The sequence below is a fragment of the Terriglobales bacterium genome, assembly GCA_035561515.1.
Lineage (GTDB): Bacteria > Acidobacteriota > Terriglobia > Terriglobales > Acidobacteriaceae > DATMXP01.
Genome location: DATMXP010000027.1, coordinates 260610 through 285963 on the forward strand (window position 1 = coordinate 260610; position 25354 = coordinate 285963).

The window sequence follows — 25354 nt, forward strand, 5'->3', positions numbered from 1 at the left end:
CTTTCCGCTCGTTTTGGATTGCCTGCGAACATACTTCTCTTCTACTCAAGGCGAATGCGGTCATACTTGTCCCAACGCGACATGTCCGACAGGATTACCTGGTCGCCTTCGTTGAGTCCTTTCACGATCTCCACCGTGTTGACCGAACTCCTGCCGAGATCCACCTTCACCCTGCTAGCCGTTTTTCCGTCGGCTTCCAGCTTGAAAATCTCGACCGTACTCTTTTCCTGCCCAAACGCCGGGCGTCCCACGAACATCACGTTCTTCAGGTTCTCCAGGTCGATCGTGCCATCCACGCTCAGGTCCGGACGCGCCCCCTGCGGCAACTGTCCTTCCAGTTGTACGTCAACGGTGACGGTTCCGTTCACGACGGCAGGATCAATTCGCATCACTTTGCCTTGAACAATGCCGTTCCGGGTGTCGATCTGTGCCGGCAGTCCGAGAGCGATGTCCTTCGCCTGTGTTTCTGGAACACGCAACTCTGCCTTCAATCGTTCGGGCTGGACGACGCGAGCCAACGTCGTTCCGGGAGTCACCCACTGACCTTCTTTCAGCGGCAGGTCCTGCAACACTCCATCCGTCCCGGCGCGAAGGCGCAGGGCTTCCAGTTGCTCGCGCCGCAGGTGATACATCGCACGTGCCTGCTCGACTTTTGCCTTTTGCGCTTCGAGTTGCGCCTTGAGAGTTTCTCCGCTGTTGGTGAGCCGCTGCTGCTCGATCTCCGTACGCGTGTTCAGCTCTGTCGCCTTGCCCGTGGAAACCTTCAGGGCATTGGTTGAAATGACGCCCAGCTTTGCCAGTTCTGCGTCAGTGTCGGCCTGCATCTTCGCGGCGGAATACTCCGATTGAACCTTCGCCCATTCCGACTTTTGTGCCAACACCTGGCTGCGTAATTGGACCGCCAGGTTCTGATATTCCGCTTCGGCCGCCTTCATCTGCCATTCAGCATCGAGTGCCGCCTGGGTGATTTGCGGATTGCTCATCTCGAGAATTACGTCACTGGCTTTCACTTTGGTTCCCGGTTGAATTAACAGACGCTCCACGCGCCCTTCCGTCGCAGCCGGAAGCCACCGAATATCCGTTGGCACCAGTGTGCCCAGTCCCCGAACCTGCCGGAGCATCGGGCCGCGTTTCACCGTGTCCACCCAAACCGTGGAGCGTTCGACCGACGGTGCCGCGGGCTTAAGACGGGAAACTCCCAGTGTGATCAGGAGAATGAGTGCGATCCCGATGGCGCCTATGATGATCTGCCGGCGACGGCGTTCCCGTGCGGCATTCTGACGAGGTATATCCATAACTGTTCTTCTTAAGGGCAAGCCATTCGCCAAAGGATAGCGTTGCCTAACCTGTTGATCCTAAATGGAAATCGGTGTGCGGACCCTTCGGCCTCTTGTTCGGAACTGTCGCTGAGTGTCCGGAATCGAACACCTTGCAACAGCCTGCATCGAAACACCTTTTGCGGTATCTAATTCCTCGAGGAAGGCATGACAGAAAAGATCAAAAAGTCAGAAGAGCAGTGGCGCCAGGAACTTAGCCCGGAACAGTACCGCATCCTGCGGGAAAAGGGGACGGAGATGGCGTTCACGGGCGAATACGCTCACACGAAGCAGGCCGGCACTTACCGCTGTGCCGCATGCGGCCAGGAGGTATTCGAGTCCGATACGAAGTACGAATCCGGCTCCGGATGGCCGAGCTTCTATCAGCCCGCGAAACCTGAAGCGGTCGAAACGCATGAAGACAATAGCTACGGAATGCGGCGCGTTGAGGTGATCTGTTCTCGTTGCGAGTCGCACCTGGGGCATGTCTTTCCCGACGGCCCGCGCCCAACCGGCCAGCGCTTCTGCATCAACTCAGCTTCGTTGAAGCTCGATCCCAAATAAAAAGTCATCCACCCACGACCCACACCAGGTCGTGGGTGAACTCACTCAAACTTACGCCGCCAGTTTTTCGCCGGTTTGGAACACGTCCTTAGCGCCCGTCGATTCCAGAATCGACCTCGCACTTGCCACGAATCGTGGGTCGCTGCATCTCACCGACAGCAGCATTCTTCCTTCGCGAATTTCCTTCTCGTAACGCTTGGCTTCCAACTCCGGCATACCCATCCCTATTAGGCCACCAGCTAGTCCGCCAATTGCACCCACCGCGCCCGCACCCGCCAGTGCAGCAACAATTGGGCCTGCCGCCAGCAACGGACCGATTCCCGGAATCGCCAGCGTCCCGATGCCGGCCAGCCATCCGAGCACTCCGCCGACCGCCAGTCCCGTGCCGCCTCCCACTGCCGCGCCTTCGGGCGCCTTCGTGTTGTGCTCCATCGCAAAGCGTTCGGTGCGTCCCTGGTCCGGGAACACAACGGAAATATCCGAGCTGTTGAAGCCCTGATCCTTCAGTTTCTGTACGGCGCTCTCGAGTTTGTCGCGGTCGCTGTACACGCTGTAAACAGAAATGGGATTAGCTGCCGTCGCCGAACTGACCACGCCAGAACTGATTGGCCTCACATCGCGCCCGCTGATCCGGTTTTCGAATCTCGTGATTCGCGGATGTCGAGACTCTGGCAGGGTAAATCCGTAGCTCTGCCATCTCGGTCGGAAGCGGTTCTCGTACTCGGCAAATCGCTCGTCCGACGTCAGAACCTCGTCCTTGAACTCCGGTAGGCCCTGAACCTGGTCCCTCGTGAGCTGCACACGGAAGTCGTCCGGATCTTCCGCTGAAGATCGTATGTAATCCGACGGCACCAGATACCTTCTCGAACTGAGCCACCCGCCCGAATCGACAATCGCATAGCGGGCCTGCTTTGTGTCCGGATCGTAGATCACGTCTTCAATCGTTCCAATCTCGTCGTCGTTGATGTCATAGAGTGTGGCGCCACGAATTTCATCCGCCTGCCCTGCAAATTCGCTGTCTAGAAGTCTTCGAAACATGGCTCCTCCTTGGCGAGCTGTTTTCATTCGTCCACGGGATTGTCGGTTTAGAACCTGGGCCAATCACGCGAGTTGTCACTAGCGGAGCTGCAATCCAACGGCAGCTCCCGATGCGCAAAGAGTGCTGGCATCTGGTCGCTCTGGCGGTCGCATCCCAACCGCTCAGGCAAGACCTCGCAACTTTCAACTTCAAACTTGAACCTGTTCCACTTCAAACCCCAGCAGGAGGATGCAATGGACAATCGACAGCGCTTCGACTATGACCGTGATCGTCGTGATGACCGTGACGATTGGCGCGAACGCGAGCGCCACGCCAGCGGCCGCGACTTCATGACCAACCAACCGCGTTATGAACAGTATGGCGAAATGAGCAACATCAACGATCGCGATCGCGATCAGTACAACCGCGATTGGAATCGCGCGCAGGACCAGTGGCGCCAGGGAAGCCAGAACTACGACTATGGCCAGCGTGATCGCGGCAACCAGTACGGCCAATCGCAACAGAACTGGAATCAGTACGGAAGCAATCGCCAGAACCAGGGCAGTTGGGGCGGTTACCGCGACTGGGAAAATCGCGACCGCTACCAGTCACAGAATTGGGATCGACAAAACCGCAACTACGGATCGCAAGATTGGAGCGGGGAAGCAAGCTACTCCGAGCCGTATCGCAGCTACCAGGACCGCGATTCCAGCAGCCGCAATCAGAGCAACTTCGGTCGCAACTACTCTTCACCCTCGCATTCTTCGAATCGCTACCAGGAATCTTCGGACTACGGTTCCGGCTACGACCGTCGCGACTACGGCGACTACGGTGGCGAGTTCAGCACCGAGTACCCGAATCGTTTTGGCAGCACCTCGTTCGACCGCGGCACTCGAGCCGACTACCGCAATCGCTACGAGAACCGCTACGACCGCGATCGCGGACACGACGAATCCCTCACCGAGAAAGTCGGACGATTCTTCGGCTTCGGCCCCAAAGGCTATCGCCGTTCTGACGAACGCATTCGCGAGGACGTCTCCGAGCGCCTTGAAGACAATCCGGAAGTCGATGCCACGAACATCGAAGTGCAGGTGAAGGATGGCGAGGTCACTCTCACCGGCAGCGTCGACAATCGGCGGGCCAAGCGACTAGCGGAAGATGAAGCAGAGCGGTGTCGCGGCGTAAAGGACGTGCACAATCAGATCCGCGTCATCGGAGAAATCGGCGGCATCTCCGGCTCCGAAACTACGACTCGAAAAAGTGCTACCGGTACCGGCACTGATAAAACCCGCGCGGCATAACCAGCCCCGAACACGAGAGCGGCGGAGATCTCAACCCCGCCGCTCTTCTTTCTTCCTAACGGATCGCAGCAAGTTCGTACAGGTACTCGACAAATGATCGCGTCGCACCATCCATGCCCGCCAGCTTCGGATTGGCCGATTCGATCACATAGTATTCGTCGGGCGCATGGGCGCCACTTCCGTGACCCAGCCCGAAATGCCCGGCAGCGATCTTCAGCGGTTCTCCTGTAAACAAATATCCCGGCCACGAACCTGCGTTGCGAGGAAGAACGATGGGATCGACCCCAGCTCGCTGATAAACGTTCATTTCCGCGCGGATCAGCGCCGCGTCTGCGGCCGTGCTGGTCGGATCGTATCCACCGCTCATGTTCACCTCGATGTCGCCGAACCCCTGCTTTGCCAGGTGAGTTTTCAATGCGGCCAATGCTTCTGCGGCCGTCATGTCAGGAACCAGGCGCAGGTCAAGCTTCGCCACAGCTTTGTGCGGAAGCACTGTCTTTCCGCCCGGCCCTGTGTAGCCGCCTACCAGTCCCTCAATGTTCACCGTTGGACTCGACATCAGCATTTCCAGCGACTGCTCAAAACTGGCATCACGAATCCACCGCTTCACGCCCAACTGTGTCTTGATGACTTCCTCGTTCATCCTCTTTGCGGCTTCGGCGATCATCTTCTTCTCGGCCGCTGAGATCGGACGCGCTTTGTCCGCAAAGCCCGGAATCGCCGGATCGTTTCCATCTGCCGATACGAGCGTGTTCAACGCTTTCACTAAATGCCATGCCGGACTGTCCACTCGGGCTTTGTTGCTGGAATGAATGTCGCGGCTCGGACCGCGTCCCCATTTTTCTCCCGTCGATATCAGTTCCAGTTCCACCACGCCTTTCGCGCCCAGCGTCATCATGATGCTGCCATCCAGGCCTTGCGAAGCGGACGGCATAAAAACGCCTATGCATTTCTTCAGTGCGTCGGTCACTTCCTGCTTGCGCACGACTTCGGCGAAATGCGTCGATCCAATCTCTTCTTCGCCTTCCGCTACAAGCACAAGGTTTACCGGCAGTTTCCTGCCCGCCCCTCGGATTGCATGGAGTGCCGCGAGGAAGCTTGATTGCGGTCCTTTCTGGTTCACCGCCCCGCGGCCCATCACAACTTTGCCGATGCCTGGCTTTTCGATGAACGCCGCGTCCCAAGGCGGAGACGACCATTCCGCGGGATCGACCTGCTTCACGTCATACATGAAATACACGCCGACCGTGCGCGGTGCACCGGCGTCAAGTGTGCCAAAAATGCCGGGCTGTCCCGATGTCGGCACCTTCGTGACCGTCTGGAATCCTGCATCGCGCAGCATCTGCATGGTGAGTTCACAGCCTTCCGCCATTCCACGGTTTTCCGCGGCTATCGATGGCTGCCGCATCCACGTCCGGAGCCTCTGTAGTGCCTCGTCGTGACGCTTGGTAATTTCTGACCAGATTGGTTCAAATTGTGCGTTTTGAGCTTCAGAAAACTGCGTAAGAGAAACTGCCGCAGCCGTGGCCGCGGCGCCATAAAGGAAGTCTCTGCGGTTCATGGCGAGAGAAGTTAACGCATGTGGGGTGCTCTGTCCATAGTTCACCTGGCCCTGTATCCCTTGAACCGCGAGCGCCTAAGGCGGAAATCGAGCAGTCACCCCCGATTTACGTTGCGCTCCTCCACCTTCGGGTACATCATCTGCGCATGGAGGTAAGTCATGTTTGACGTTGAGGGTGGCTCTTCCAACATCAAGAATGTGGTTATCGGCATGGTCGTGGCGGCTGCTGCGATCGCTGGCACCATCTACCTGTACCTCTAAATTGTAAGAGAGCAGCGTGTAATCGCACTGCTCTCTTTCCGTTTTACTTCTTTCCCGTCGGAAACTTCGTCGGGAGTTCCTTGATGATCGCATCAGGCGGCTGCCCGCCCTTGCAACTCGGGTGTCCGAACCCGCTCGCGCTGTTACCGTTCTGGATGTCGAGGATCATGTTGTCATTCGGGCCTGGCCCAGAGGCCACTCCATTCGGTACCGTGTCGTAGTTCAGCTTGTGCCGGACCTTCCACGCCACTATGTGGTCTGCGCACGATGTATCGCCGCTCACTCCCAGACCTCCTACGATGTGACCGCTTGTGTCGTAAAGCGCCAGTCCTCCACCGAACACGATGATTCCGCCAATCGGTTTTCCAACCATCGGATCATCCGCTTGACCCTGTTTATTAGGATCGCCTGCGAACACCGCTTGCGGATTGGGAGGCGCGCTGGTCGCGAGACTGTACAGGCTCTGGCCCGGCGTAGAAGCGAAATACAGGTTCGCTGTCGACAAAGCAAAGTTGTCCACACTTAGAGCGTTAGCGGTATTCGCCTTTTCTGCGGAAATAAGTCTGCTTCCCGGCCACTGTGAACCGCGGTCCGGGCCGCTGAAGACCACTGCGCACACCACCCCGTCACGGTTTACCACGGTGGCCCATTCCTGGTTCCCCATGCCGCTGTTGGCAGCCTTGCCTTCTTTGACCACCTGCTGCAGTGCCGCCTTAAGCTTCTCGTGGTCCGGTATCTTCTCGCATCCCGCCGCTGGTTTCTGCTGCCCCCACGCGCTCACCGCAAGTAGAAACACGCAAACAATCGTTCTGGCCATCCACATAATCTCGCTCCTATTCGTCTTCGATGCTGTCCCGGTGGGACAACGGAAACACATGGCTTGCACTCTGACGCTTCATGAAACTTCTGCTGCTGGTGCCCGCGTTTGCGCTTATCGGGCTTGCGGTTCACGATCTGTTCCATACCCTCTTCCATCCAGCCGGACGCGGTGCAGTTAGCGATCGAGTGAGTCGTTTCGTCTGGAGAATCTTTCGGTCCATTTCCACTCCTCACAACGGATACATCACGCTCGCCGGCCCGGTAGCCATCCTCGCAATCATGGCCATGTGGGTCATCCTCTCCGTCTTCGGATTTGCATTGCTTTACTACCCCTTCATCGCAACGCAGTTCGCGTTAGCCTCGGGACTGGATCCCCAACTGCACAAATCTTTCACCGATGCATTCAACGTCTCACTCGGAACATTGGTGACCGTCGGCGGCGACTTCAACGCAAAATCAAAGCTCATTCGCTTCGCCATGGGCATTGAAGCAACACTCGGCTTCGGACTTCTTACCGCTAGTGTTTCTTGGTTGCTTTCGATCTATCCCGCACTCGAGCGGCGCCGCACCCTCGCGCACGAAGCCACATTGCTTCACTTCGCGGAAGAAAACACCGGATATCGCATCGAAGAGCTTCCTCCTTCCGAATCGCAAAGCGTTCTCTGGGGTTTTGCCGCTTCCATGGCAAGCTGCAGAAACGACCTCACTCAATTTCCGGTCATCTACTACTTTCGCTCCGGTGACAGCCAGTCCGGGTTTTCCGGCACCCTTTCGTACTTTGCCGAGCTCGCAGAATCCGCTTCACGTTCCGGTCGCGACCCCTCCATTCGCATGGCCGGCATCGCTCTTGGAGGCGCCCTCGACGACTATCTCGAGTTCATCGCCGACGCCTATTTGCGCATGTCGACTCACGACAAGGAAGCGATCATGCGGTGCTACGCTGCGGAACATCTCCGCCCGTTGATGCAGTCGTCTCGCCGTCCTCTGCGCCGTGCCGGCTAGTTCAACGAATACAAATACGCCGCGATGTCACGGCTGTCCTGGTCCGTCACTCCCATCTCGGGCATCGCTGTTTTCGGCTCAATGCTAGTCGGGTGTTGAATCCACTTCATCAGGTTCGAAGGAGTATTTGGTACCTCACCAGCGATATACACACGCTTCGACCAACTGATCAGCGGCGGTCCCACCAACGCATTTCCCTGAATTCCCGGGATGGTATGGCAGGCCGGACACCCGTATGCACGCATCTTTTCCTTTCCGGCTTTTGCGTTTCCACCCGTGTTGCGCGCGATCTCCGATTGGCGGTTCGGACGCGCCGGATCGCACGCCAGCAACAACGCTACCGCCATCAGAAGTAGCCAGAGACTACGCACCGCGTGACACCTCTTCCGCGCGTGTATAACCCACGCGCTTCTCCGACTCTCGTAGCCATGCCGCCATGAGCCACAGCCCGAGGATGATGAACACCACACCCGCGGGGATCCACATGATCAGCCCCCCGAGCTGCTGGTCCTCCAGTGGTGTCAGGTGGAACTCATGCGTGCGGCCGTCATAGATCGGGTACCAGATCTGCTGAGTGAAAGTCATCAACGCGCCCAGGATGCTGGTGTGGATCGCAGTCGTGAACACATAGACCACCGCCACGCCATACGCGAGTCGTCCGTATCGTCCATGGACCAGCGTCCACCAGAACAGCAGGGCTGTGAACAGGAACATCGTGTGTTGCAGCGCGTGGACGGATTCATACTGCACCGCCGCGTCATAGAGATATGGAATGTGCCACGCCCAGAGCGTGGCTCCATGTAAGAGCCAGACAAAAAGAGGCAGCGTCATCGCCGCCCACACCGCAGCGAATTTCCGGTTCTTTGCCCAGGCTCCTGCACGTTCGCGCCAGGCGCGTGGAAGTGCCCACAGGAACCACACGATCGGTCGTGCGAACACCAGTAACGGTGCTGCCACAATCATCAGCAGTTCATGCTGTGTCATGTGAATGGAAAACAGCAACGACCCCAGCTTGTGGATCGGAGACACGAGCGCCAGAATCAGCGTGAGCCACCCCGCGGCAAAAGACCCCACTTGGGCCCACGACCACCCGGGTCGTCCCCAGCGCTGGACAGCGCCCATGGCGAACAACAAGCCCGTTAGCACCACCGGGATCACGACCACCGGTTCAAACGACCAGGTCCGTTCCGCCTGTGCGCGCGTGAGGTGTCCGCCCGGTTCTTCGTGAGCGTAGACGAGCCCGCTGTAAAGCAGCATCGCGCCGAGTTGGAGAAGTCTTCTCATCAATCGCACGGACTCAAAATGAATTTCGGAACCGCCAGCGCAACGATCACTAGCGCAAATCCGATACTCGCGACGACACCCATAAGCGCCAGAAAATGCGTTCGGTCCAACGGATGTCCGCCATCGTCCGAGTACTCCCTTACCGTCTGGTATTCGCGCCAACCCACGTACGCGCCCGATAAGGCAAAAAGCACGCACACCACGCTGATGACGTGCAGCACATAGTGATGGCCCGTCGAACAGGCGTGATACACCGTTGCGTAGCTCAGTCCCATATCGACAGCCGCAGCGATCGGCCCAATCGCGACCGCATAAAACTGAACGGCAGCCGATTTCGCAGTCGCAGTATCCATCCAATCGCCTCCTATAGCAGTCGCGGCGCGAAGTAGATCACGAACCAGATCGGCAGCCACGTCAGCACGACGAAGTACCAGTAGTCGCTGTTCTCCGAAACATCCATGTAACGCTTTCCTTCTATTGGCCCGGTGAAGAACAGAACCGTCAGCACAACCGTATCCGTCCAGTCCGTCGCCAGATGCACCGTGTGCAGTCCTATCAGGAACCACAGGATCGACGCGTACGCATTCGCATCCCATTGGCAGTTCAGCGATGCGAACTCAAATACTCGTATCACCAGGTTTGCGACCCCGACGATGCACATCACCACCAGTCCAATCCGCACCGGACCCAACTGCCCCTTCTCCGCGACCTTCTTCGTAATCTGGTTCGGCACCACGCTCAGCAGGAACACCACCGTGTTCAGGATTCCCCACAGCAGCGCCGGAGGCATCAACCCCGGAGGCCAATCCGTGGTTCGAGTTCGCAGATAGAAGTAACTCCCAATCACGATCGCGAACATCGTCCCTTCGATGGCCATCATGCCGATCGTGCCCCACCAGATGAGGCTCCGATGGCCGAACACCACCGTCGGCAGATCCCCGACGTAAAGTTCGCGACGCTTGATTACTTCTTCTCCCACTTCTCCATGCCCTTCTTGTTTTCAGATTCCTTTTTCGTCGGCCAGAACCAGCCGATCAACGTGACTGCAATCGGCACCGAGCCCCACACAATCGCCCACGGCGTAAAGATGCTTCCGATAAACAGCGCCGTTACTGCCAGCGCTGCAAGGAACGGCCAGATCGTCGGAGAAGGGGACAGCGTTAGGTGATCCGGTTCAGCATCCATCGGCTTCGTCACCAGCACGGCTCGGATGTCTTCTCTCACCCCTGTCACGACAGGCTGGTCTGGCGCGTTTTCCCAAAGAGGCTCACGTCCTCCGGCCGTCGGCAGATCAAGGAAGTTGTAGTTCGGCGGCGGAGAAGACGTCCCCCACTCCAAGGTTCCCGCCAGCCACGGGTTTGCGCCCGCCATCACTCCCGACCGGTAACTCTTCACGACATTTGCTAGAAACGCCAGCACTGCCAGTCCCATCAGAGAAGCGCCTAACGTCTCCAGCGCATTCACGGTGCCCCAATGCATTTCCACCGGGTACGTGTAAATGCGACGCGGCATCCCGCGCATACCCAGGATGTGCATGGGGAAAAACGTAAGGTTGAAGCCGACGAAGAACAGCCAAAAGTGCCACTTGCCGAGCGTTTCGCCCAGCATTCGTCCGGTCACCTTGGGGAACCAGTAGTAAATGGCTCCGAACAGCGGGAACACAGCTCCACCCAGCAGCACGTAATGGAAGTGCGCCACCACGAAGTAGGTGTCGTGTACCTGCCAGTCCAGCGGCACCGCCGCCAGCATCAACCCCGTCAATCCGCCAATCAGGAACACGAAGAAGAAGCCGCCGATCCACCACATCGGCAACTCAAAATGCAGTTTCCCGCTCCACAGCGTTGCGATCCAGCAGAAGAACTGCACGCCAGTCGGGATCACGATCATCAGGCTCGCTGCGGTAAAGAAGTTGTCGCTCAGTTGCGGTAATCCAGTCGCGAACATGTGGTGTACCCACACACCAAACCCGATGAACCCTGTCGCCACCGTGGACAACACCAGCCCCAGGTAGCCGAAAATCTTCCTTCTTGAGAATGCCGCGATGATCGTCGAAACAATCCCGGTCCCCGGAATGAAGATGATGTACACCTCCGGATGCCCGAAGAACCAGAACAGGTGCTGGTACAGCAGCGCGTCGCCACCCTCGGCGGGATTGAAGAAATGCGTCGCCACCAACCGGTCCATGAGCAGCATCGTCGACGACAGCATCACCGCCGGCATGGCAAAGATCACCATCAGCGCCGTCACGAACTCCGACCAGCAGAACATCGGCATCCGGTTCAACGACATCCCCGGTGCCCGCAATTTCATGATCGTCACCGAGATCTCCACCGCAACCGCCAGCGCGGAAAGCTCGGTGAACGTGATCATCTGTGCCCAGAAGTCAGCTCGTTTGCCCGGCGTGTACGCAGGCCCCGAAAGCGGCACATATGCGAACCACCCCACGTCCGGCCCTGTGTTGTATACGAAGGCCACCCACAGCATGATTCCGCCGAACACGTAGATGTAGTAGCTGAACGCGTTCAGTCTCGGAAACGCAATGTTCCTCGCGCCCACCATCAGCGGAATTACATACACGCTGAGCGCTTCGAACATCATCGGCACGGCGAACAGGAACATCATCGTCGTGCCGTGCATCGTGAAGATCTGGTTGTACTGATCGGGATTGAGGAAGTGATTCTCCGGACGCGCCAGTTGCAGGCGCATCAGCACTGCGAGAATTCCCCCCAGCAGGAAGAAGATGAATGCCGTGATTATGTAGCGCGTCCCTATCCTTTTATGGTTCACCGTTGTGAACCATCCGCGAATTCCCGGCGGATCGCCCCACGTATCTTTCAAGCGCTCATGACGGGTCGCATCCGTCCCCGGCGACGCACTCACGATGTCAACAGTCGACAACCGGCACTCTCCTTATTTCAGGCTCTGCAAATACGCAACCAGCGCTTGCAGGTCCTCTGACGACATCGGGTTTGGCGGCATGCGCACGCCCGGCTTAATCGCCTGCGGATCTGAAATCCATCCTCCGAGCGATCCTGCGTTGTTCGGCAACGTTCCCGCCGCGATACTCAAACGGCTCCCCACGTGCGTGAGATCGGGCCCCAGCCTCGACCCTGCATTCGTGCCGCGCACCGTATGGCACATCACGCATGTGCCCTTCTCCAAAACTTCTTTCCCATGCTTCAACACATCGTTCGAGGGCTCCGGAGCCGGTTTCTTCTGCTGTTCCAGCCATGCCTGGAACTTCTCCGGAGTTTCCGCCACGATGTAAAACGCCATGTGCGCGTGCTGATGTCCGCAGAACTCGGCGCACTGGCCTCGATAGGTTCCTTCCTTATCCACTTGGAACCACAACGCGCTCGACTGTCCCGGAATCAAGTCGCGCTTGCCGTGAATGTTCGGAGCCCAGAAGCTGTGGATCACATCGCGCGATCCCGTTTGCAGCACCACTGGAACGCCTACCGGCACGTGGATCTCGTTCGCCGTCGTCACCCACTGGCTCACATCCGGATTCGGGTACTGCACCTCCCACCACCACTGGTGTCCGTAAACCTGGATGCTCACCGGATTCTTCGACTGCAACGAATTCATGTACTTGCTCGTGATCACCGAGTGCCCCAGGATCGCGAACAGCACAATCACCGTGATCCCGGTCGCCACCATCACCCGACGTAGCAGCTTTTGCTCGTATGATGGATCCGGATACACATCCGGGGGCAACTGCTCCTGCACTTTTCTTTTCGCCGCCGCACCCGCCAGGAAGATCCACACGATCACGAATACCGCTACGGCGATCACGAAAATGAACCACCACAGGCTCTCGATCCGCCCCGACATCGGCCCAACCGGATGAAGCATGGTCTGCTGGTTCTGTCGCCCGCCGCAGGCGGACAACATGGCCACGGCCGCAAAGCAACCCCACCGCAGATACTTGCTCGCTCTCATCGTTGCTGCGGATGCTCCGACGGGATAACCTGCTCCGGTTTCTTGATGTTCATGTTGTCCGAGCGCCCCGGCCGTACCGTTGGCGGTAATTGGCCGCTCATCGAGCGCACGTACGCAACGATCTGCCACACTTGGTAATCGGGAATTCGCCCCCGGAACGACGGCATCCCATTCGGACGTCCTTCAACAATCGTGTCGTGAATGTTCTGCGGCTGGCTGCCATAGATCCAATTCGCGTCCATCAGCGGAGATCCAATTCCTCCACCGCCATGGAAGTGGCAACCCACGCAGTTAAATGCCATGTAGAGCTTCTGTCCTTCGGCAACTGCGTACGCGTTGTATTCATACGGACCTGCGCCACCGTTCGCTTCCGATTCCGACTCGCCCGGCTTCAGCGGTGGCCCTCCGCCCGGATGCAGCGGGCTCTGCTCCACTCCTGTGTCTCCCGGCGACGCCGCGGAAGTCGGCGTCCGGAAATCACGGCGCTCGCGCTCGCATGCGGCGAACAACAGCAAGGCCATCGCAGCGATCATTGCCATCACTCGCATCAGTCGCTCGACCTCGCTTCCCCCGCCGCCTCAACCAGCAGCGGTACGTTGTAGCTTTTCAGGATTCGCTCAATCTCCGCTCTGCGCTTCTGCAAAACCGCGTTCAACCGGTCGCGAAGTTCAGCGTCTTGTTTTCGCACGCCCATGGATATCGCAAACGTTAGCGGAAGCCCGGGGCCGTCTCGAGTCGGCGTTGGCGTAAGCTTCACCTGCTTCGGATGCAGCTTCGAATAGAATCCTGCCGTCGGTCCCCACACCACCGCCACACCGACCTTCTTCGACGCGACTGCGTCCATCACCTGGAATGCGTCCTGGCCTGTGTTATCGAAGCCCACGATGTTCGCCACCAGCCCCCGCCTCCCGAGCGCAATCGCCGGAGGCGCATAGTCCTCGCTTACGACCTGCACCCCGATCTTCATCTGCTTCAGGCGGCCATCGTCAAAACTGTTCACCGTCGCGCTTTGCGCGGGATTCACGAACACATAGGTCGATGTGTAGTAGGGAATCGTCGTCAGCACCGGTTTGAAGCCTGCAGGAATCCCCAGCAGGACGTCGCATTGTTTCTTGTTGAGGATGTTCCTCACGAAGCCGCGACCCATCCGTTGCCATTTGTACTCGAGCTTCTGGCCGAGGTCGCGCGCGATCACTTCGGCAATCTTGTTTTCGAACCCTTGCTGCTTCGCGTTGGAGAAAGGCAGATTGTCCGGATCGGCGCAAACCCGCAACTGTGCCTGCGCGCCACTCACCAGGCTGAAGAACAAGACCAGGCTAAGGAAGCGAGAACACATACAGCGTGCCTCCCGGTGCAGTCAGCTTCTGCAACTCTTTGGTGGCGTTCGCAAATCCCAATGCGGCCGACGAATCCCTCGCGTCCAATCCGCCTGAAACCACCGCGCCCGCCCAGCCACCGATTCCCGACAGCACCGCCACGTATTGCTTGCCGTCCGGACCGCGATATGTCACCGGCTGTCCGATGATCCCCGAGCCCGTCTTGAACTTCCACAACTCCTGCCCGCTGACCGCGTCAATGGCCTTGAACCAGCCCTCCATCGTGCCGTAGAAAACTACGTTTCCCGCCGTGGCCAGCGCTCCGCTCCAGACAGGGAACGGCTCCTTCAGCACCCATACGGCTTTCGCCTGTACCGGATCCCACGCCGTGAATTCGCCCATGTGCCCACCCGGACCCGCGTACATGCGGTTGTTCGATCCCACGTAAGGCGTGCCTGCGATGTAATTGGCGTCCGTTGTTTCGGCGTCCATGCAGAGGTTCTGGTGGGGGATGTAGATCAGCCCCGTCTTCGGCGAGAACGCCGACGGTTGCCAGTCTTTCGCGCCCGGTGCTGTCGGACAGATATCCCGCACTACCGCTCCAAACCGCGGCTTCTTTTCTTCCACGTATTGCAGGTAACCCGTTTTCAGATCGACACCCGACGTGGTGTTCACGTGTCCGAACGGCGTGGCTGACAGCACCTCGCCATTCGTCCGGTCGATCACGTACATGTAGCCGTTGCGTTCCGGACGAATCAGTACTTTTCTCGTCTGTCCTTTAATCGGCAGGTCCAGCAGGATGCTCTCGTTCACCGAGTCGTAGTCATAAAGATCGTGCGGCGAAGTCTGGTAGTACCAAACCGCTTCGCCCGTATCCGGATCGCGCGCAAAAATACCGGCGCTCCACAAGTTGTCGCCCGGACGCATCTCCGCGTTCCACGGCCCCGGATTTGCCGTGCCGTAATAGATCAAGTTCAGTTCCGGATCGTAAGAAATCCATCCCCACGCGCCCGCCCCGCCAATCTTCCACGCGTCCGGAGGCCATGTCTTAACGCCTAAATCTTGTCCTTTGTATTGGGGATAGAACGGCTTGAATCGCGGCCCGATCAGTGCGTCCTTGTCAGGACCCGTGTGGTACGCGCGCCACGCGATCGCGCCCGTTTTAGCATCCACCGCCGTCAACCACCCATGGATACCGAACTCGCCGCCGCTCACGCCAACCAGTACCTTGCCCTTTACCACCAACGGCGCCATCGTCAGGCTTTCACCTTTATTGATGTCCGCCACCTTCGTCTTCCATGCCTGCTGACCGGTGTTCGCATCCACCGCCACCGTGTTGCCGTCGAGCGTGTTATAGAAGATCCGGCCGCTGTCGTAGCTCGCGCCGCGATTCACCCAGTCGCAGCAGGCCACGCCCTTCGCCGCCGCCGCCGGTCGGGGATCGTACTTCCACTTCAGCGGCGCTCCCGGCTTTGTCAGGTCGAGCGCATAAAGAAGGTTGGGCCACGGCGTCACGATATACATCGTGTTATTCACCACCAGCGGTGCCGCTTCCTGTCCGCGGTCAGTGCCCGTGTCAAACGTGAACGCTACTTTCAGGTTCTTTACGTTCTGTGTGTTGATCTCGTTGAGCGTGCTGTAGCGGGTGCTGGCGTAGTCTTTCGCCGGACGCACCCATTGGCCGTCATCCGCCTCCATCTTGCCGGTGTAGGCATTTCCCGTGTATTGGCCGATCGGAGCATTTTGCGGAGAGGACTGGCGGCTCTTTGAACCCTTGCATCCGCACAATGTCAGGAACACAACCAGGAGCGGAACCCACCAGGTCTTTCCCCGGTACCCGACTTGCATTCTGGACTCCATCGTGTCCCTGGAGCGAACCCACCCCTAAGTGCTCTGGCAGGACACGGGTCTACTACTTTGGGAGTCCGATGCATGCAGGCGAACAAAAGGTTGATTGCGCGCGAGTCAGGCATGGAATGGCGCAGTCGATCTTGCATTATGTCGTAACACGATGTATTGCTTAACCATCGCGGAGTCGATAACACCCGTGTCGGGTGTACAGCCGAATGCAGGTCCAACTTGCAACTGTTCGAGGAAGCTTCGCCGGAATCGTCACGGCGGATTGGACCAGCGTCTGAGTCTCGATTCCGCGATCTTGCTGCGTCCGCTTGGCGGTCGGACAATTCCCGCTTTGGGAAAAGCAATGTCAAGGGGGTCAAAGCTCCGTTTTTTGTGTAAGTCACTGATTCAGCGACAAATATATTTCTCAAGAACCTGGCATGTTGCCCCCACCCAAATTGCTATTCTGAAAATGTAGGTAGTGAAGAAAGAATTGAGGTGGTGAACCCGGCAAGTCCCGTTTCACCACCTTCTTCTCTTTTTGTCATTCTGAGCCACAGGCGAAGAATCTCTATCGCGACCGCTACTCGCACCTAAGTTCTTTGTTTTCAAATCTAAACTCTAAGTAGCTGTGAAATCAGCAACTTATAACTCCTTTGTTTTCATGGTCCGTCGTGTAAGTGCTTTGTTTTCAAATCTGGGAGGGGGTGGGGGGACCCCCACTACTTCCAGTCGGGACTAGAATATGTATAGATGTTGTCGTTAAAAGAGATCTTGAATCAGAACGTAGCCGAAGCCGCTCCGGAGCTGGTGGAACCGCTCGAGCGCAACCGGTTGCGGTGTTATTCGTGCGGGCATGAGTGCCCGATCCCCGAGGGGCAGGCCGGTGTCTGCAAAGTAAGGTTTAACCAGGGCGGAAAGCTGTACGTGCCATGGGGATATGTCGGCGGCGTGCAGTGCGACCCGATTGAGAAGAAACCGTTCTTCCATGTGCATCCGGGAGCGTTGGCTTATAGCTTTGGCATGCTCGGATGCGACCTCCACTGCTCGTACTGCCAGAACTGGGTGACGTCGCAGGCGTTAAGGGACCCGAGCGCGGTGTCGCCACCGTTGCAAGCGTCGCCGGAGCAGTTAGTGCGCCAGGCGAAGCGGCAGGGAGCGAAGGTGCTGGTGAGCACCTATAACGAGCCGCTCATCACCTCCGAATGGGCGGTTGCCATATTCAAGGAAGCGAAGGCCGCCGGGCTGGACACGGCATTCGTCTCCAACGGAAACGGTACGCCGCAAGTGCTGGAGTATCTGCGCCCGTGGATCGACTACTACAAAGTTGACCTGAAGAGCTTCGACGACCGGCACTATCGCCAGTTGGGCGGCCGCCTGGAGCCGATTCTGCGGACGATCCGGCAATTGAAAGAGATGGGCATCTGGGTCGAGATCGTCACCCTTGTGATCCCCGACTTCAACGACTCCGACGATGAGTTGAAGCAGATGGCGGAGTTCCTGGTGAGCGTTTCGCCGGAAATCCCGTGGCACGTGACGGCGTTTCACCAGGACTACAGGATGACCGATCCCGCGGATACGCCGGCGTCAACGCTGAAACGTGCCGCAAAGATAGGCCGCGAAGCGGGACTGAAGTTCGTCTATGCCGGAAACCTGCCGGGCCGCGTAGGCGATCTGGAGAACACGTATTGCCCGAACTGCCGGGAACTGTTGGTGGAGCGCTACGGATACCTGATCGAAAAGTACAACGTTGCTGCCGACGGTTCCTGTCCGAAGTGCCACACGCAGGTGCCGGGCAGGTGGGGACAGAAGTTCGAAGGTCAGATTACGGCGACTCCCTATGCGGCGGGATTGCGAGTAGTTAGCAGCTAGGTGGTCCATCCCGTTTCGGGATGCACTTCGAATAACTCCCGCGAAAGTCGTTGGGTTTCCAGAGACTCCGAAGTACAGTTTGCCTGTGAAACGAGTGCTCGCTTGCGCCGGAGTGTTGTTGCTGGTCTGCGTTGTGGAATTTCTAGCTCAAGAGCCGCGTGTGGTCGGGACAGTATCGCTGGTAGAACTCTCGAAGCCGGAATATCCAAAGCTAGCGCACATGGCGAATATAGTAGGGGACGTAGTGGTTGAGATAACGGTCCAGCCGGAAGGGACTGCGGAAGCCGTTCTCGTCAATGGTCATCCAATGTTGAGTAGCTCTGCACTTGCGAGTGCGAGGATGTCACGGTTCGAATGCAAGGATTGTCGCGGTCCCGGAAAGTACTCGCTCGTATATTCCTTCAAGTTGAAAGATTCCGACGATTGCTGCGCTGCGTTGTCGCGATCGGCTGAGATTATGTCGGAGGCACAGTTCGCAAAGACTCAGATCACCTTACTTGCCGAGAAATCGTGCCTCTGCGATCCGGCCACAACCGTTGAGAAGAAGAAGCGGTCGATCAAGTGCCTGTATCTGTGGAAGTGCTCGGCTGGATAGCACATCCAACTCCCTCTTGATGTGGTAAAACAATCAACGGATGATCAAGTCAATCCATAAGCTGCTTGTGCCGAAGCGCGAGGAGGATTATCGTGCGCTGCTCGCCTTTTTTGACGCGCTCGGGTTGATGCATGGAGAGTCGTGGAACGGCCGTCGTTCGAAGGGCGTGAAGCTGGATGCGCCGGAAGCGGGCATTGAGCTTGGCATTGGCGAAGGCTTTCCCGACTGCGATATCGTCATCGAATGTGACGACGCGAACGTGCTCTACGCACAGGCGAAGCGGCATGGATTGAAGGTGACCGCGGATATCGAGTCGCTCGATTGGGGCGCGACGATGTTCACCCTGGAAATGCCCGCCGGATACGGCAAACTGGCCGTCTTCTCCTACAACGAGAACTGGCGCAACAAGACGATCGAAGCCGAACTGAATGCGTCGGGAATGCGATTCGCCATCGTCGTATCGCGGTTCAATGCGTTCGTCACCGAACGGTTGCTGGCCGGTGCATTGCAGGCCCTGCGTCAGACGGGCGCAAAGAACGAAGACATCGACATCGTGCGCGTGCCGGGCGCATTTGAGATTCCGAGCATGTCGCGTACTCTGGCCGAGACGAAGAAGTACAGTGCCGTCCTTTGTATCGGCTGTCTGTTACGTGGCGATACTGCCCACTACGACGTGATCGTCAACGAAGTCACACGCGGCATCGGGCAATCATCGCAGGAAACCGGCATTCCTCACGCGTTCGGCGTGTTAACCTGCGACACGCTGGAACAGGCGATCGACCGTGCTGGTTTAAAAGCAGGGAACAAAGGCTTCGAAGCGGGCTTGGCGGCGGTGGAAATGGCATCGCTCAAAAGCAAAGTAGTCAGTGGTTAGTAGTTCGTATTTGGTCGTGGAGATTCATCGAGTCCTGCGGTAGAAATGAGATCTGTCAAATGGCGAAAAGTCGACGACCAGGTACTAACAACCAGGAACTAACGACCAAAGAGCCACGAACAAAGATGGGCACACGAAGGAAATCGCGCGAACTGGCGTTGCAGATGCTGTTCCAGGCCGACATGGGAAAACAGGAGTCGGAACAGGTCCGCAAGACGTTCTGGTCGGAGCGTAAGGAGATGGACGAATCCGTTCGCGGCTTCGCCGACGACATCTTCCGCATTGCGACGGAGCGCGGAGAAGCAATCGACAAGATCATTGAGTCGCACGCCGCCAACTGGCGCATGGAACGCATGGCCGCCGTTGACCGCAACGTGATGCGTGCTGCTGTGGCCGAGTTGATGGGATTCCCGCAGACGCCCGCGCCGATCGTGATCAACGAAGCACTCGAAATCGCGCGGAAATTCTCGAGCCCGGAATCGGTGAACTTCATCAACGGCGTGCTCGACAGCGTAGCGAAGGAACTCAGGGGACATGCAGCCGGTAAGGAGTAGGGGAACTCTTTCGCCGGGACGTGGGAAATCCGAAAGCTTATGAATTGGTCAGACGAAGCAAGTTCAATCGTAGAGGAATTATTGCGCGATTTGCCGGCGCCGGTGCGCGAAGGCGTACAGGATGCGTCGGCGATGAGGGCAGAGACGTTGACAAAGGATGACGGGGAGGACGAGGTCTCGATGGAAGTAGCAGTCCGAGCTTTCATCGAAAGCACCCCGGAAGATCTGCGAAGCAGGTTGAAGCATTCCCTCACTTATCACGGAATCGATCCGGAAGAATACGAGGACGCGTTCGCCTCATAAACTAGCCGAAATGCAAAAGCCCTCGCCGCAGCGAGGGCTTTTCACTTTCAGCGATTACTTAGCTGGAACGGCGACCAGGTCAGGCGTGATAGCTAGCGTGATCTGCTTGGCATCCGTGCCGGCGCTCACATCGATCCGGTGAAGAGCCTTGTCGCTTCCACCCACGTAGAGCGAAGCGCCATCGGCTGTGAAGCCACCGGTCAGCACCGTGGCTCCGCCAGTCAACGCGACCGCACGCCCTCCATTCGCGGAATCGTAGAGCACGACCTTGGTGGTGTCGGTAATCATTCCCACCTTGGTACCGCTGGTTGAAACAAGCAGTTGCTTCACGTTGAACGCGCCTTGGCCCAGATCAATGTTATTGGCCGGAGTCGTGAGCGACGGTACGCACCCGTTGAAGTCGCTGGTCGGAGAAATGATGGTGAGGTTCGGCGCAGTGGCTGCGTAGATCTTGCTGCCATCGGCCGTGCTGGCGATGCGCTGCACCGCAGCGGGAGCGTTGACGATATTCGCGTCAATCCGCCCCGTGTTGCAGGTAGCGTACGGAACGATGTTGTTGTCCGCCTGCGCAAGGAACGCGAACGAACCCTGACCGGAGACGGCAACGTCCTTGGGAGTGGAAGCCAGGTCGAACGTCTTGGGCGTAACGTTTACTCCCGCAACGTAGACCGTGTTGCCGCTCACCATGTACGCAGTTTTGTTATCCGGTGTGAAACTGGCGCGCGGACACGTAGTGTTCGCGTCGCATGGGTTCGGAACACCACTGGTGGTGAAGCTTGCAACCACCGAGGCAGTGCCACTCGATGAGATGCTCAGGAGAACAAGGTTCTGATTGGCTGGGTTGAAGTACGAAACCAGCGTTCCATCGTTGGAGGCGCCAAGCACGACGCCCGGCGAAGAGAGAAGGGTGCTCGCCGTCGTGCCTCCGACGGCATAGAGCATCAGTGCCGTATCGCTCCCCAGATAACCCGTGGTTCCGTTTCCGGAGAAGATGAATGAGTTCGGTTTATACGGCAGCGTAATCGCCGTACCAATGGTTCCATCAGACGTCGACACCGGGTACAACGAAGTGCTGCTCGGACTGGCGACGTAAACGTTCGTCGAAGTAGCGCCGTTGACGTTGGCCGTCACCGTATTGCTGAAGATCGACGAGTACCCGTTGTTGCACAACGGCGGCGTACACGAAACGCTGACGGCACTTGAGCCAGGCACGCTCGTGGTGATGGAACCTTCCTGACTCGTGGCTGCGATGCTGGAGTATGCCGAGTTCCACGACAGCCGTGAGTTCGTGATCGTGATCGTCTGGCCCTTGCTGTCCTTTACGTCGGCGACAAGGGTCTTCGTGCCGCCCTTATCGACGGTGAAGGAGGTGTCGGTCGAATCCTTCACATGAGCGCTGATGCTCTTGACCGCGCACGTGCTGAAACGAAGCGGTGTGCTGACGACATTCTGTACGCTGGCGTAAACGCTGGCGATTCCCGGGTTTACTGCCGTGTACAAACCCTTGATGTCTGACTTCACGACGTTCGAATCCGAAGTGCCCCAGGTGAATCCTGATCCATCGGCGGGGCCGATTGTGACTTCGTTGTTGCTGGCGTCACAGGCCTTGGCGAGGAATTGTTGGGTGCCAGCCGCGGAGATGCAGTCACTGGACGGCGGCTCCATCGCCGAGCAGGACGGCGTCGAACTTCCTACTACAACCCGTGCGACTCTGGGGTGCACGTAAACGTCAGCAGTGGCGGTGTAGGTGCCATTGGTAGCTGTGATTTTCGCCACGCCGGAGGCAGTGGCTGGCGTGCAGACAATGATGTCGGCGTCCCATTTACCTGCGCAGACGCAGGTCGTGTTCGTGCTGTTCAGGGAATCGCCGCACTTGCCGCCGCGTTCGGTAACGGAGATAAGATCCGGCTTGTCGGTGGACCACTTGATGGTTCCCGCGTCGACCGAAGAACCGTTGGAGTCTTTCAGAATAGCGACTACGGCCTGCACTTGACCGCTATCCACGGAGATCACACTCGCCGGGGTAAGGCTCAGGGTAAGGGTCCCGCCTCCGCCGCCATTGTTGTTGTCACCGCCCCCACAGGCGGTCAAAAGGAGCAACAGAGTGATAAGAAAAAAGAAGCCTGCAAAACAACGAGACTGCCGCATTTGCCCTCCCCGCTCCGACAGCAAACAGAGCGGAAGTCTTACCAGGTGAGTAGGATAGAAACCATCAGTGTAGATTCCCGAAAGCCAATCTGTCCAATGTAGGTGGCCCGGAACAGAGTGTCAGTTGGGACTAAAACCGTGTCTCAGCAGGAAGTTGCGCCGGCTGAGGTGGAACGGTTCCCGAGTGGGGTAAAGCGCGGTGGAATCCGGCAGGAGCAGCACTGCATCCAACAGAAAGCAGTGGTGTGATTACCGTACCTTGGGCATTTGTTTTTTCGTCCTGAGGTAGGTATCATTATCGTGAGCGGCATAGCAGTCCAGCCGCTTCCGGAGATGCTGTGTACACGCGTCTCTGAACCCGAGAACGCCGAGCGAAACAGCCCGGGTTGCGGGAGCACCCGACACCGGCCGGCTTGGCGAAGCAGACCAGTGGGCGCGAGCCCACTTTTTATTTGAGTTCAGTTTTCAGCTCCAGCAGCAGGGCCCGGCAGTTCCTGAATGAGTGCGAGAGGAAGCGCGATGGCGAGCGTCGAAGAAGCCGTAAGGGAGATAGCGGATCGCGTAGCGGCTTCGTACGGGCTGGAAGTATGGGATCTCGAGTTTCGGGGCGCCGGCGGCAAGGCGCGGATGTTGCGCATTTATATCGATAAGCCGGAAGGCGTCACGCTGGAAGATTGCGAGAACGTCAGCCGGGAAGTGAGTACGATCCTCGATGTCGAAGACCCGATCAAGGGGTCGTACACGCTGGAAGTTTCGTCTCCGGGACTCGATCGAAAGCTGCGGAACGCGAGCGATTACGAACGCTTCCGCGGAAGTTTGGTCAAAGTGCAGACGCTTGAGCCAGTAAACGGAACGAGAAATTTTGAAGGCCGCTTGCAGGAAGTGAACGACGGGCGCGTGACGCTCGAACTTCCCGCCAAGGGTAAAGGAAAGAAGCAGCAACCCGGTGGCACGGTGGAGATTGCGATCGCCAACGTGGCAAAAGGGAACCTTGTACCAGAGTTCTGAACCGGGATTGTAGAGGTCAGGAGCAGGCAGCAAGTGACGGTGGATGGGCTGGGCACTGTCATGGAACCCGACCGCTAAGGAATATAGGAAGATCATGGCTAGCGAGCTTTACAACACAATTGACGCGATCAGCCGGGAAAAAGGAATTGACCCGCAGATTGTAGTGAGCGCGGTGGAAGACGCCATCGTTGTGGCGACCCGCAAATACTACAAGACGCAGGAGAACCTCCGGGCCGAACTGGACAAGGACACCGGGCAGATCCGCGCGTATGCGGTGAAGTCCGTGGTGGAAACGCCGGAACAGATTGAAGACCCGGTGAACCAGATCACCCTGGAGGATGCCCTCAAAATTGACGAAGGGGCGCAGGTCGGCGGCGAGATCTACATCCAGAAGTCGACGGAAGGGCTGGGCCGAATCGCGGCGCAACTTGCGAAGCAAGTGATCTTCCAGAAGGTCCGCGAAGCCGAACGGGACACCGTCTTCCAGGAATACAACACCCGTGTCGCCGAGATTGTGAACGCCACGGTGAAGCGCACCGAGGGCCAGGACGTCGTCTTTGATATCGGCAAGACGGAAGCGCGTATGCCGAAAAAAGAACAATCGCGCCTGGAGTCTTTTGCCGTTGGCGAACGCGTGCGCGTTGTGATTCTTCGCGTAGAAAAGGCCTCTAAGGGACCTCAGGTTGTGGTGTCGCGTGCGGCACCGGACCTGGTGCAGCACTTGTTCCAGACGGAAGTACCGGAAATCTATGACGGCACAGTGCAGATCCGTGCGATTGCCCGCGAGGCGGGTGAGCGTACCAAGATCGCCGTCATGTCGAAAGACAAGGACGTGGACCCGGTGGGTGCCTGCGTCGGCATGAAGGGCATGCGCGTTCAGTCGATCATCCGCGAATTGCGCGGCGAGAAGATCGACATCATCGAGTATCACGAAGACCCGGTGGTCTTCGCAGAAAAAGCGCTCCAACCCGCGAAGGTAAGCCGTGTGACAGTTGTGGACGCATCCGACAAGCACCTGGAAGTGATCGTGGATGACAGCCAACTGTCGCTGGCGATCGGCAAGAAGGGCCAGAACGTAAGGCTGGCGGCGAAGCTGCTCGGCTGGAAGATCGACATCAAGAGCGAGGAAGAGAAGCGCCAGGAAGTCGAACAGCAGATGCAGGCAGTGATGAACCAGACTGTGACTCCGCTGGAGAACGTTCCGGATCTGGGCGAGTCTGTGATCGAGAAGCTGGCTGCGGCCGGAGTGACCTCGGTGGAAGCCCTGGCCGATATGACGCCTGAGCAACTTGAGGCTATTGAAGGAATCGGCCCGAAGACAGTGGAAAAAATCAGTATTGCGGTCAATAATTACTTCTCCAGCCTGGAGACAGCGGAAGTGCCGGAAGGTGGTTATGAAGCCACCGAGGAAGGTGCTGGCGAAGCGACGGAAGAAGCGACGCTTGACGCTGGGCCAGACCAGGTAGAAGGGGAACCGACAGGCGATCCGGTCCAGAACGATGGAACGGGCGTCGAGCCGGTACCGCACTCCGATTACGACGATCTACTCGAACGGCAACAAACCACCGAGGCGATCATCGAAACGTCGGTGGAAGACGCTCCGAATGCGGATGAAGAAGAAGTTCACTCGCATGGGGAGCATCCGGACGAGCAGAATATCCCGGAAGAAAAGAAGTAAGGCAAGTATTTGACGCGTCGGCGAGCAATCGCAAACGTGGAGCTACAACAACGCTGAACCGTGGGGTTGACATGAGAACTTAGCGGATTTTGCGGAGGA

The 25354-nt window shown here is 57.9% G+C and carries 24 protein-coding genes; 10 read left to right on the forward strand and 14 right to left on the reverse strand.

Translation table 11 applies throughout. The features are described from left to right. Window positions 1-41: 41 nt before the first annotated feature. Entirely contained in the window at window positions 42-1295 is a 1254-nt protein-coding gene (locus VN577_13935) for an efflux RND transporter periplasmic adaptor subunit (protein HWR15923.1), read from the reverse strand. Between the two features lie 189 nt (window positions 1296-1484). Between VN577_13935 and msrB the strand changes: the two genes are divergently transcribed. Beyond that, entirely contained in the window at window positions 1485-1880 is a 396-nt protein-coding gene (gene msrB / locus VN577_13940) for a peptide-methionine (R)-S-oxide reductase MsrB (GenBank protein HWR15924.1), read from the forward strand. Window positions 1881-1931: 51 nt separating this feature from the next. On the opposite strand, the gene VN577_13945 is transcribed toward msrB, so the two are convergent. Further along, on the reverse strand, window positions 1932-2918 hold the full coding sequence (locus tag VN577_13945; GenBank protein HWR15925.1) for a PRC-barrel domain-containing protein: 987 nt from the start codon (window positions 2916-2918) through the stop codon (window positions 1932-1934). A gap of 234 nt (window positions 2919-3152) precedes the next feature. On the opposite strand from VN577_13945, the gene VN577_13950 reads away from it, so the two are divergent. Beyond that, complete coding sequence (locus VN577_13950) at window positions 3153-4199, forward strand: BON domain-containing protein (protein HWR15926.1); 1047 nt, start codon at window positions 3153-3155, stop codon at window positions 4197-4199. 55 nt (window positions 4200-4254) lie between these two features. Here VN577_13950 and VN577_13955 read toward each other — a convergent pair whose 3' ends face one another. Together VN577_13955 and VN577_13960 are read right to left on the reverse strand one after the other, a co-directional pair. Further along, window positions 4255-5760 (reverse strand): M20/M25/M40 family metallo-hydrolase, encoded by a 1506-nt coding sequence (locus VN577_13955; protein HWR15927.1) that lies wholly within the window; start codon window positions 5758-5760, stop codon window positions 4255-4257. A gap of 304 nt (window positions 5761-6064) precedes the next feature. Then, entirely contained in the window at window positions 6065-6838 is a 774-nt protein-coding gene (locus VN577_13960; protein ID HWR15928.1) for a heme-binding protein, read from the reverse strand. An 80-nt stretch (window positions 6839-6918) separates the two neighbouring features. On the opposite strand from VN577_13960, the gene VN577_13965 reads away from it, so the two are divergent. Continuing rightward, window positions 6919-7842 (forward strand): hypothetical protein, encoded by a 924-nt coding sequence (locus tag VN577_13965; protein ID HWR15929.1) that lies wholly within the window; start codon window positions 6919-6921, stop codon window positions 7840-7842. Here the strand turns inward: VN577_13965 and VN577_13970 are convergent. Genes VN577_13970 through VN577_14010 form a run of 9 tightly spaced genes read right to left on the reverse strand, consistent with a single transcriptional unit; the run spans window position 7839 to window position 16232 of the window. After that, a complete protein-coding gene (locus tag VN577_13970; GenBank protein HWR15930.1) occupies window positions 7839-8213 on the reverse strand; it encodes a c-type cytochrome in 375 nt (124 codons plus the stop codon). The two genes, VN577_13965 and VN577_13970, sit on opposite strands and share 4 nt — an antisense overlap. Then, complete coding sequence (locus tag VN577_13975) at window positions 8206-9126, reverse strand: cytochrome c oxidase assembly protein (protein ID HWR15931.1); 921 nt, start codon at window positions 9124-9126, stop codon at window positions 8206-8208. Before VN577_13975 ends, VN577_13970 begins: the two co-directional genes overlap by 8 nt. Continuing rightward, entirely contained in the window at window positions 9126-9479 is a 354-nt protein-coding gene (locus VN577_13980) for a hypothetical protein (protein ID HWR15932.1), read from the reverse strand. Before VN577_13980 ends, VN577_13975 begins: the two co-directional genes overlap by 1 nt. An 11-nt stretch (window positions 9480-9490) precedes the next feature. After that, window positions 9491-10105: a hypothetical protein gene (locus VN577_13985; GenBank protein HWR15933.1), complete on the reverse strand. Its 615-nt coding sequence runs from the start codon at window positions 10103-10105 to the stop codon at window positions 9491-9493. Further along, on the reverse strand, window positions 10090-12024 hold the full coding sequence (gene ctaD / locus VN577_13990; protein HWR15934.1) for a cytochrome c oxidase subunit I: 1935 nt from the start codon (window positions 12022-12024) through the stop codon (window positions 10090-10092). Before ctaD ends, VN577_13985 begins: the two co-directional genes overlap by 16 nt. Window positions 12025-12036: 12 nt before the next feature. After that, window positions 12037-13068 (reverse strand): cytochrome c oxidase subunit II, encoded by a 1032-nt coding sequence (gene coxB, locus VN577_13995; GenBank protein HWR15935.1) that lies wholly within the window; start codon window positions 13066-13068, stop codon window positions 12037-12039. After that, on the reverse strand, window positions 13065-13616 hold the full coding sequence (locus VN577_14000; GenBank protein ID HWR15936.1) for a c-type cytochrome: 552 nt from the start codon (window positions 13614-13616) through the stop codon (window positions 13065-13067). Before VN577_14000 ends, coxB begins: the two co-directional genes overlap by 4 nt. Beyond that, complete coding sequence (locus VN577_14005; GenBank protein ID HWR15937.1) at window positions 13616-14404, reverse strand: quinoprotein dehydrogenase-associated putative ABC transporter substrate-binding protein; 789 nt, start codon at window positions 14402-14404, stop codon at window positions 13616-13618. The genes VN577_14000 and VN577_14005 overlap by 1 nt, the downstream gene beginning before the upstream one ends. Beyond that, window positions 14385-16232 (reverse strand): methanol/ethanol family PQQ-dependent dehydrogenase, encoded by a 1848-nt coding sequence (locus VN577_14010; GenBank protein HWR15938.1) that lies wholly within the window; start codon window positions 16230-16232, stop codon window positions 14385-14387. Before VN577_14010 ends, VN577_14005 begins: the two co-directional genes overlap by 20 nt. A gap of 744 nt (window positions 16233-16976) precedes the next feature. Between VN577_14010 and amrS the strand changes: the two genes are divergently transcribed. The 5 genes from amrS (at window position 16977) to VN577_14035 (ending at window position 20421) form a co-directional block, all read left to right on the forward strand. Continuing rightward, window positions 16977-18095 carry an AmmeMemoRadiSam system radical SAM enzyme gene (gene amrS / locus VN577_14015; GenBank protein HWR15939.1) on the forward strand — a complete coding sequence of 373 codons (1119 nt, stop codon included), beginning with the start codon at window positions 16977-16979 and terminating at the stop codon, window positions 18093-18095. An 85-nt stretch (window positions 18096-18180) separates the two neighbouring features. Beyond that, entirely contained in the window at window positions 18181-18690 is a 510-nt protein-coding gene (locus VN577_14020; GenBank protein HWR15940.1) for a TonB family protein, read from the forward strand. Between the two features lie 40 nt (window positions 18691-18730). Further along, window positions 18731-19564 (forward strand): 6,7-dimethyl-8-ribityllumazine synthase, encoded by an 834-nt coding sequence (gene ribH / locus VN577_14025; GenBank protein ID HWR15941.1) that lies wholly within the window; start codon window positions 18731-18733, stop codon window positions 19562-19564. A gap of 125 nt (window positions 19565-19689) precedes the next feature. Then, complete coding sequence (gene nusB, locus VN577_14030) at window positions 19690-20118, forward strand: transcription antitermination factor NusB (GenBank protein HWR15942.1); 429 nt, start codon at window positions 19690-19692, stop codon at window positions 20116-20118. Window positions 20119-20157: 39 nt separating this feature from the next. Continuing rightward, the gene (locus VN577_14035; protein HWR15943.1) at window positions 20158-20421 is read left to right on the forward strand and encodes a DUF2621 family protein; all 264 of its coding nucleotides are present in this window, start codon (window positions 20158-20160) and stop codon (window positions 20419-20421) included. 54 nt (window positions 20422-20475) lie between these two features. Here VN577_14035 and VN577_14040 read toward each other — a convergent pair whose 3' ends face one another. Then, window positions 20476-22569 (reverse strand): hypothetical protein, encoded by a 2094-nt coding sequence (locus VN577_14040; protein ID HWR15944.1) that lies wholly within the window; start codon window positions 22567-22569, stop codon window positions 20476-20478. A gap of 519 nt (window positions 22570-23088) precedes the next feature. Here VN577_14040 and rimP point away from each other — a divergent pair. Next, on the forward strand, window positions 23089-23577 hold the full coding sequence (gene rimP / locus VN577_14045) for a ribosome maturation factor RimP (protein HWR15945.1): 489 nt from the start codon (window positions 23089-23091) through the stop codon (window positions 23575-23577). A 94-nt stretch (window positions 23578-23671) separates the two neighbouring features. After that, complete coding sequence (gene nusA / locus VN577_14050; protein HWR15946.1) at window positions 23672-25255, forward strand: transcription termination factor NusA; 1584 nt, start codon at window positions 23672-23674, stop codon at window positions 25253-25255. The last annotated feature ends 99 nt before the right edge of the window (window positions 25256-25354 follow it).

Excerpts from the sequence above, each read along its gene's own strand:
- coxB (HWR15935.1), bottom strand. The coding sequence starts at position 13,068 with ATGAGAGCGAGCAAGTATCTGCGGTGGGGTTGCTTTGCGGCCGTGGCC.
- VN577_13935 (HWR15923.1), bottom strand. The coding sequence starts at position 1,295 with ATGGATATACCTCGTCAGAATGCCGCACGGGAACGCCGTCGCCGGCAG.
- VN577_13950 (HWR15926.1), top strand. The coding sequence starts at position 3,153 with ATGGACAATCGACAGCGCTTCGACTATGACCGTGATCGTCGTGATGAC.
- VN577_14035 (HWR15943.1), top strand. The coding sequence starts at position 20,158 with ATGAATTGGTCAGACGAAGCAAGTTCAATCGTAGAGGAATTATTGCGC.
- VN577_14005 (HWR15937.1), bottom strand. The coding sequence starts at position 14,404 with ATGTGTTCTCGCTTCCTTAGCCTGGTCTTGTTCTTCAGCCTGGTGAGT.
- VN577_13955 (HWR15927.1), bottom strand. The coding sequence starts at position 5,760 with ATGAACCGCAGAGACTTCCTTTATGGCGCCGCGGCCACGGCTGCGGCA.
- msrB (HWR15924.1), top strand. The coding sequence starts at position 1,485 with ATGACAGAAAAGATCAAAAAGTCAGAAGAGCAGTGGCGCCAGGAACTT.
- VN577_14040 (HWR15944.1), bottom strand. The coding sequence starts at position 22,569 with ATGCGGCAGTCTCGTTGTTTTGCAGGCTTCTTTTTTCTTATCACTCTG.
- ribH (HWR15941.1), top strand. The coding sequence starts at position 18,731 with ATGATCAAGTCAATCCATAAGCTGCTTGTGCCGAAGCGCGAGGAGGAT.
- rimP (HWR15945.1), top strand. The coding sequence starts at position 23,089 with ATGGCGAGCGTCGAAGAAGCCGTAAGGGAGATAGCGGATCGCGTAGCG.
- VN577_13960 (HWR15928.1), bottom strand. The coding sequence starts at position 6,838 with ATGGCCAGAACGATTGTTTGCGTGTTTCTACTTGCGGTGAGCGCGTGG.
- VN577_14010 (HWR15938.1), bottom strand. The coding sequence starts at position 16,232 with ATGCAAGTCGGGTACCGGGGAAAGACCTGGTGGGTTCCGCTCCTGGTT.
- VN577_13945 (HWR15925.1), bottom strand. The coding sequence starts at position 2,918 with ATGTTTCGAAGACTTCTAGACAGCGAATTTGCAGGGCAGGCGGATGAA.
- VN577_13965 (HWR15929.1), top strand. The coding sequence starts at position 6,919 with ATGAAACTTCTGCTGCTGGTGCCCGCGTTTGCGCTTATCGGGCTTGCG.
- VN577_14000 (HWR15936.1), bottom strand. The coding sequence starts at position 13,616 with ATGCGAGTGATGGCAATGATCGCTGCGATGGCCTTGCTGTTGTTCGCC.
- nusB (HWR15942.1), top strand. The coding sequence starts at position 19,690 with ATGGGCACACGAAGGAAATCGCGCGAACTGGCGTTGCAGATGCTGTTC.
- amrS (HWR15939.1), top strand. The coding sequence starts at position 16,977 with ATGTTGTCGTTAAAAGAGATCTTGAATCAGAACGTAGCCGAAGCCGCT.
- VN577_13975 (HWR15931.1), bottom strand. The coding sequence starts at position 9,126 with ATGAGAAGACTTCTCCAACTCGGCGCGATGCTGCTTTACAGCGGGCTC.
- nusA (HWR15946.1), top strand. The coding sequence starts at position 23,672 with ATGGCTAGCGAGCTTTACAACACAATTGACGCGATCAGCCGGGAAAAA.
- VN577_13980 (HWR15932.1), bottom strand. The coding sequence starts at position 9,479 with ATGGATACTGCGACTGCGAAATCGGCTGCCGTTCAGTTTTATGCGGTC.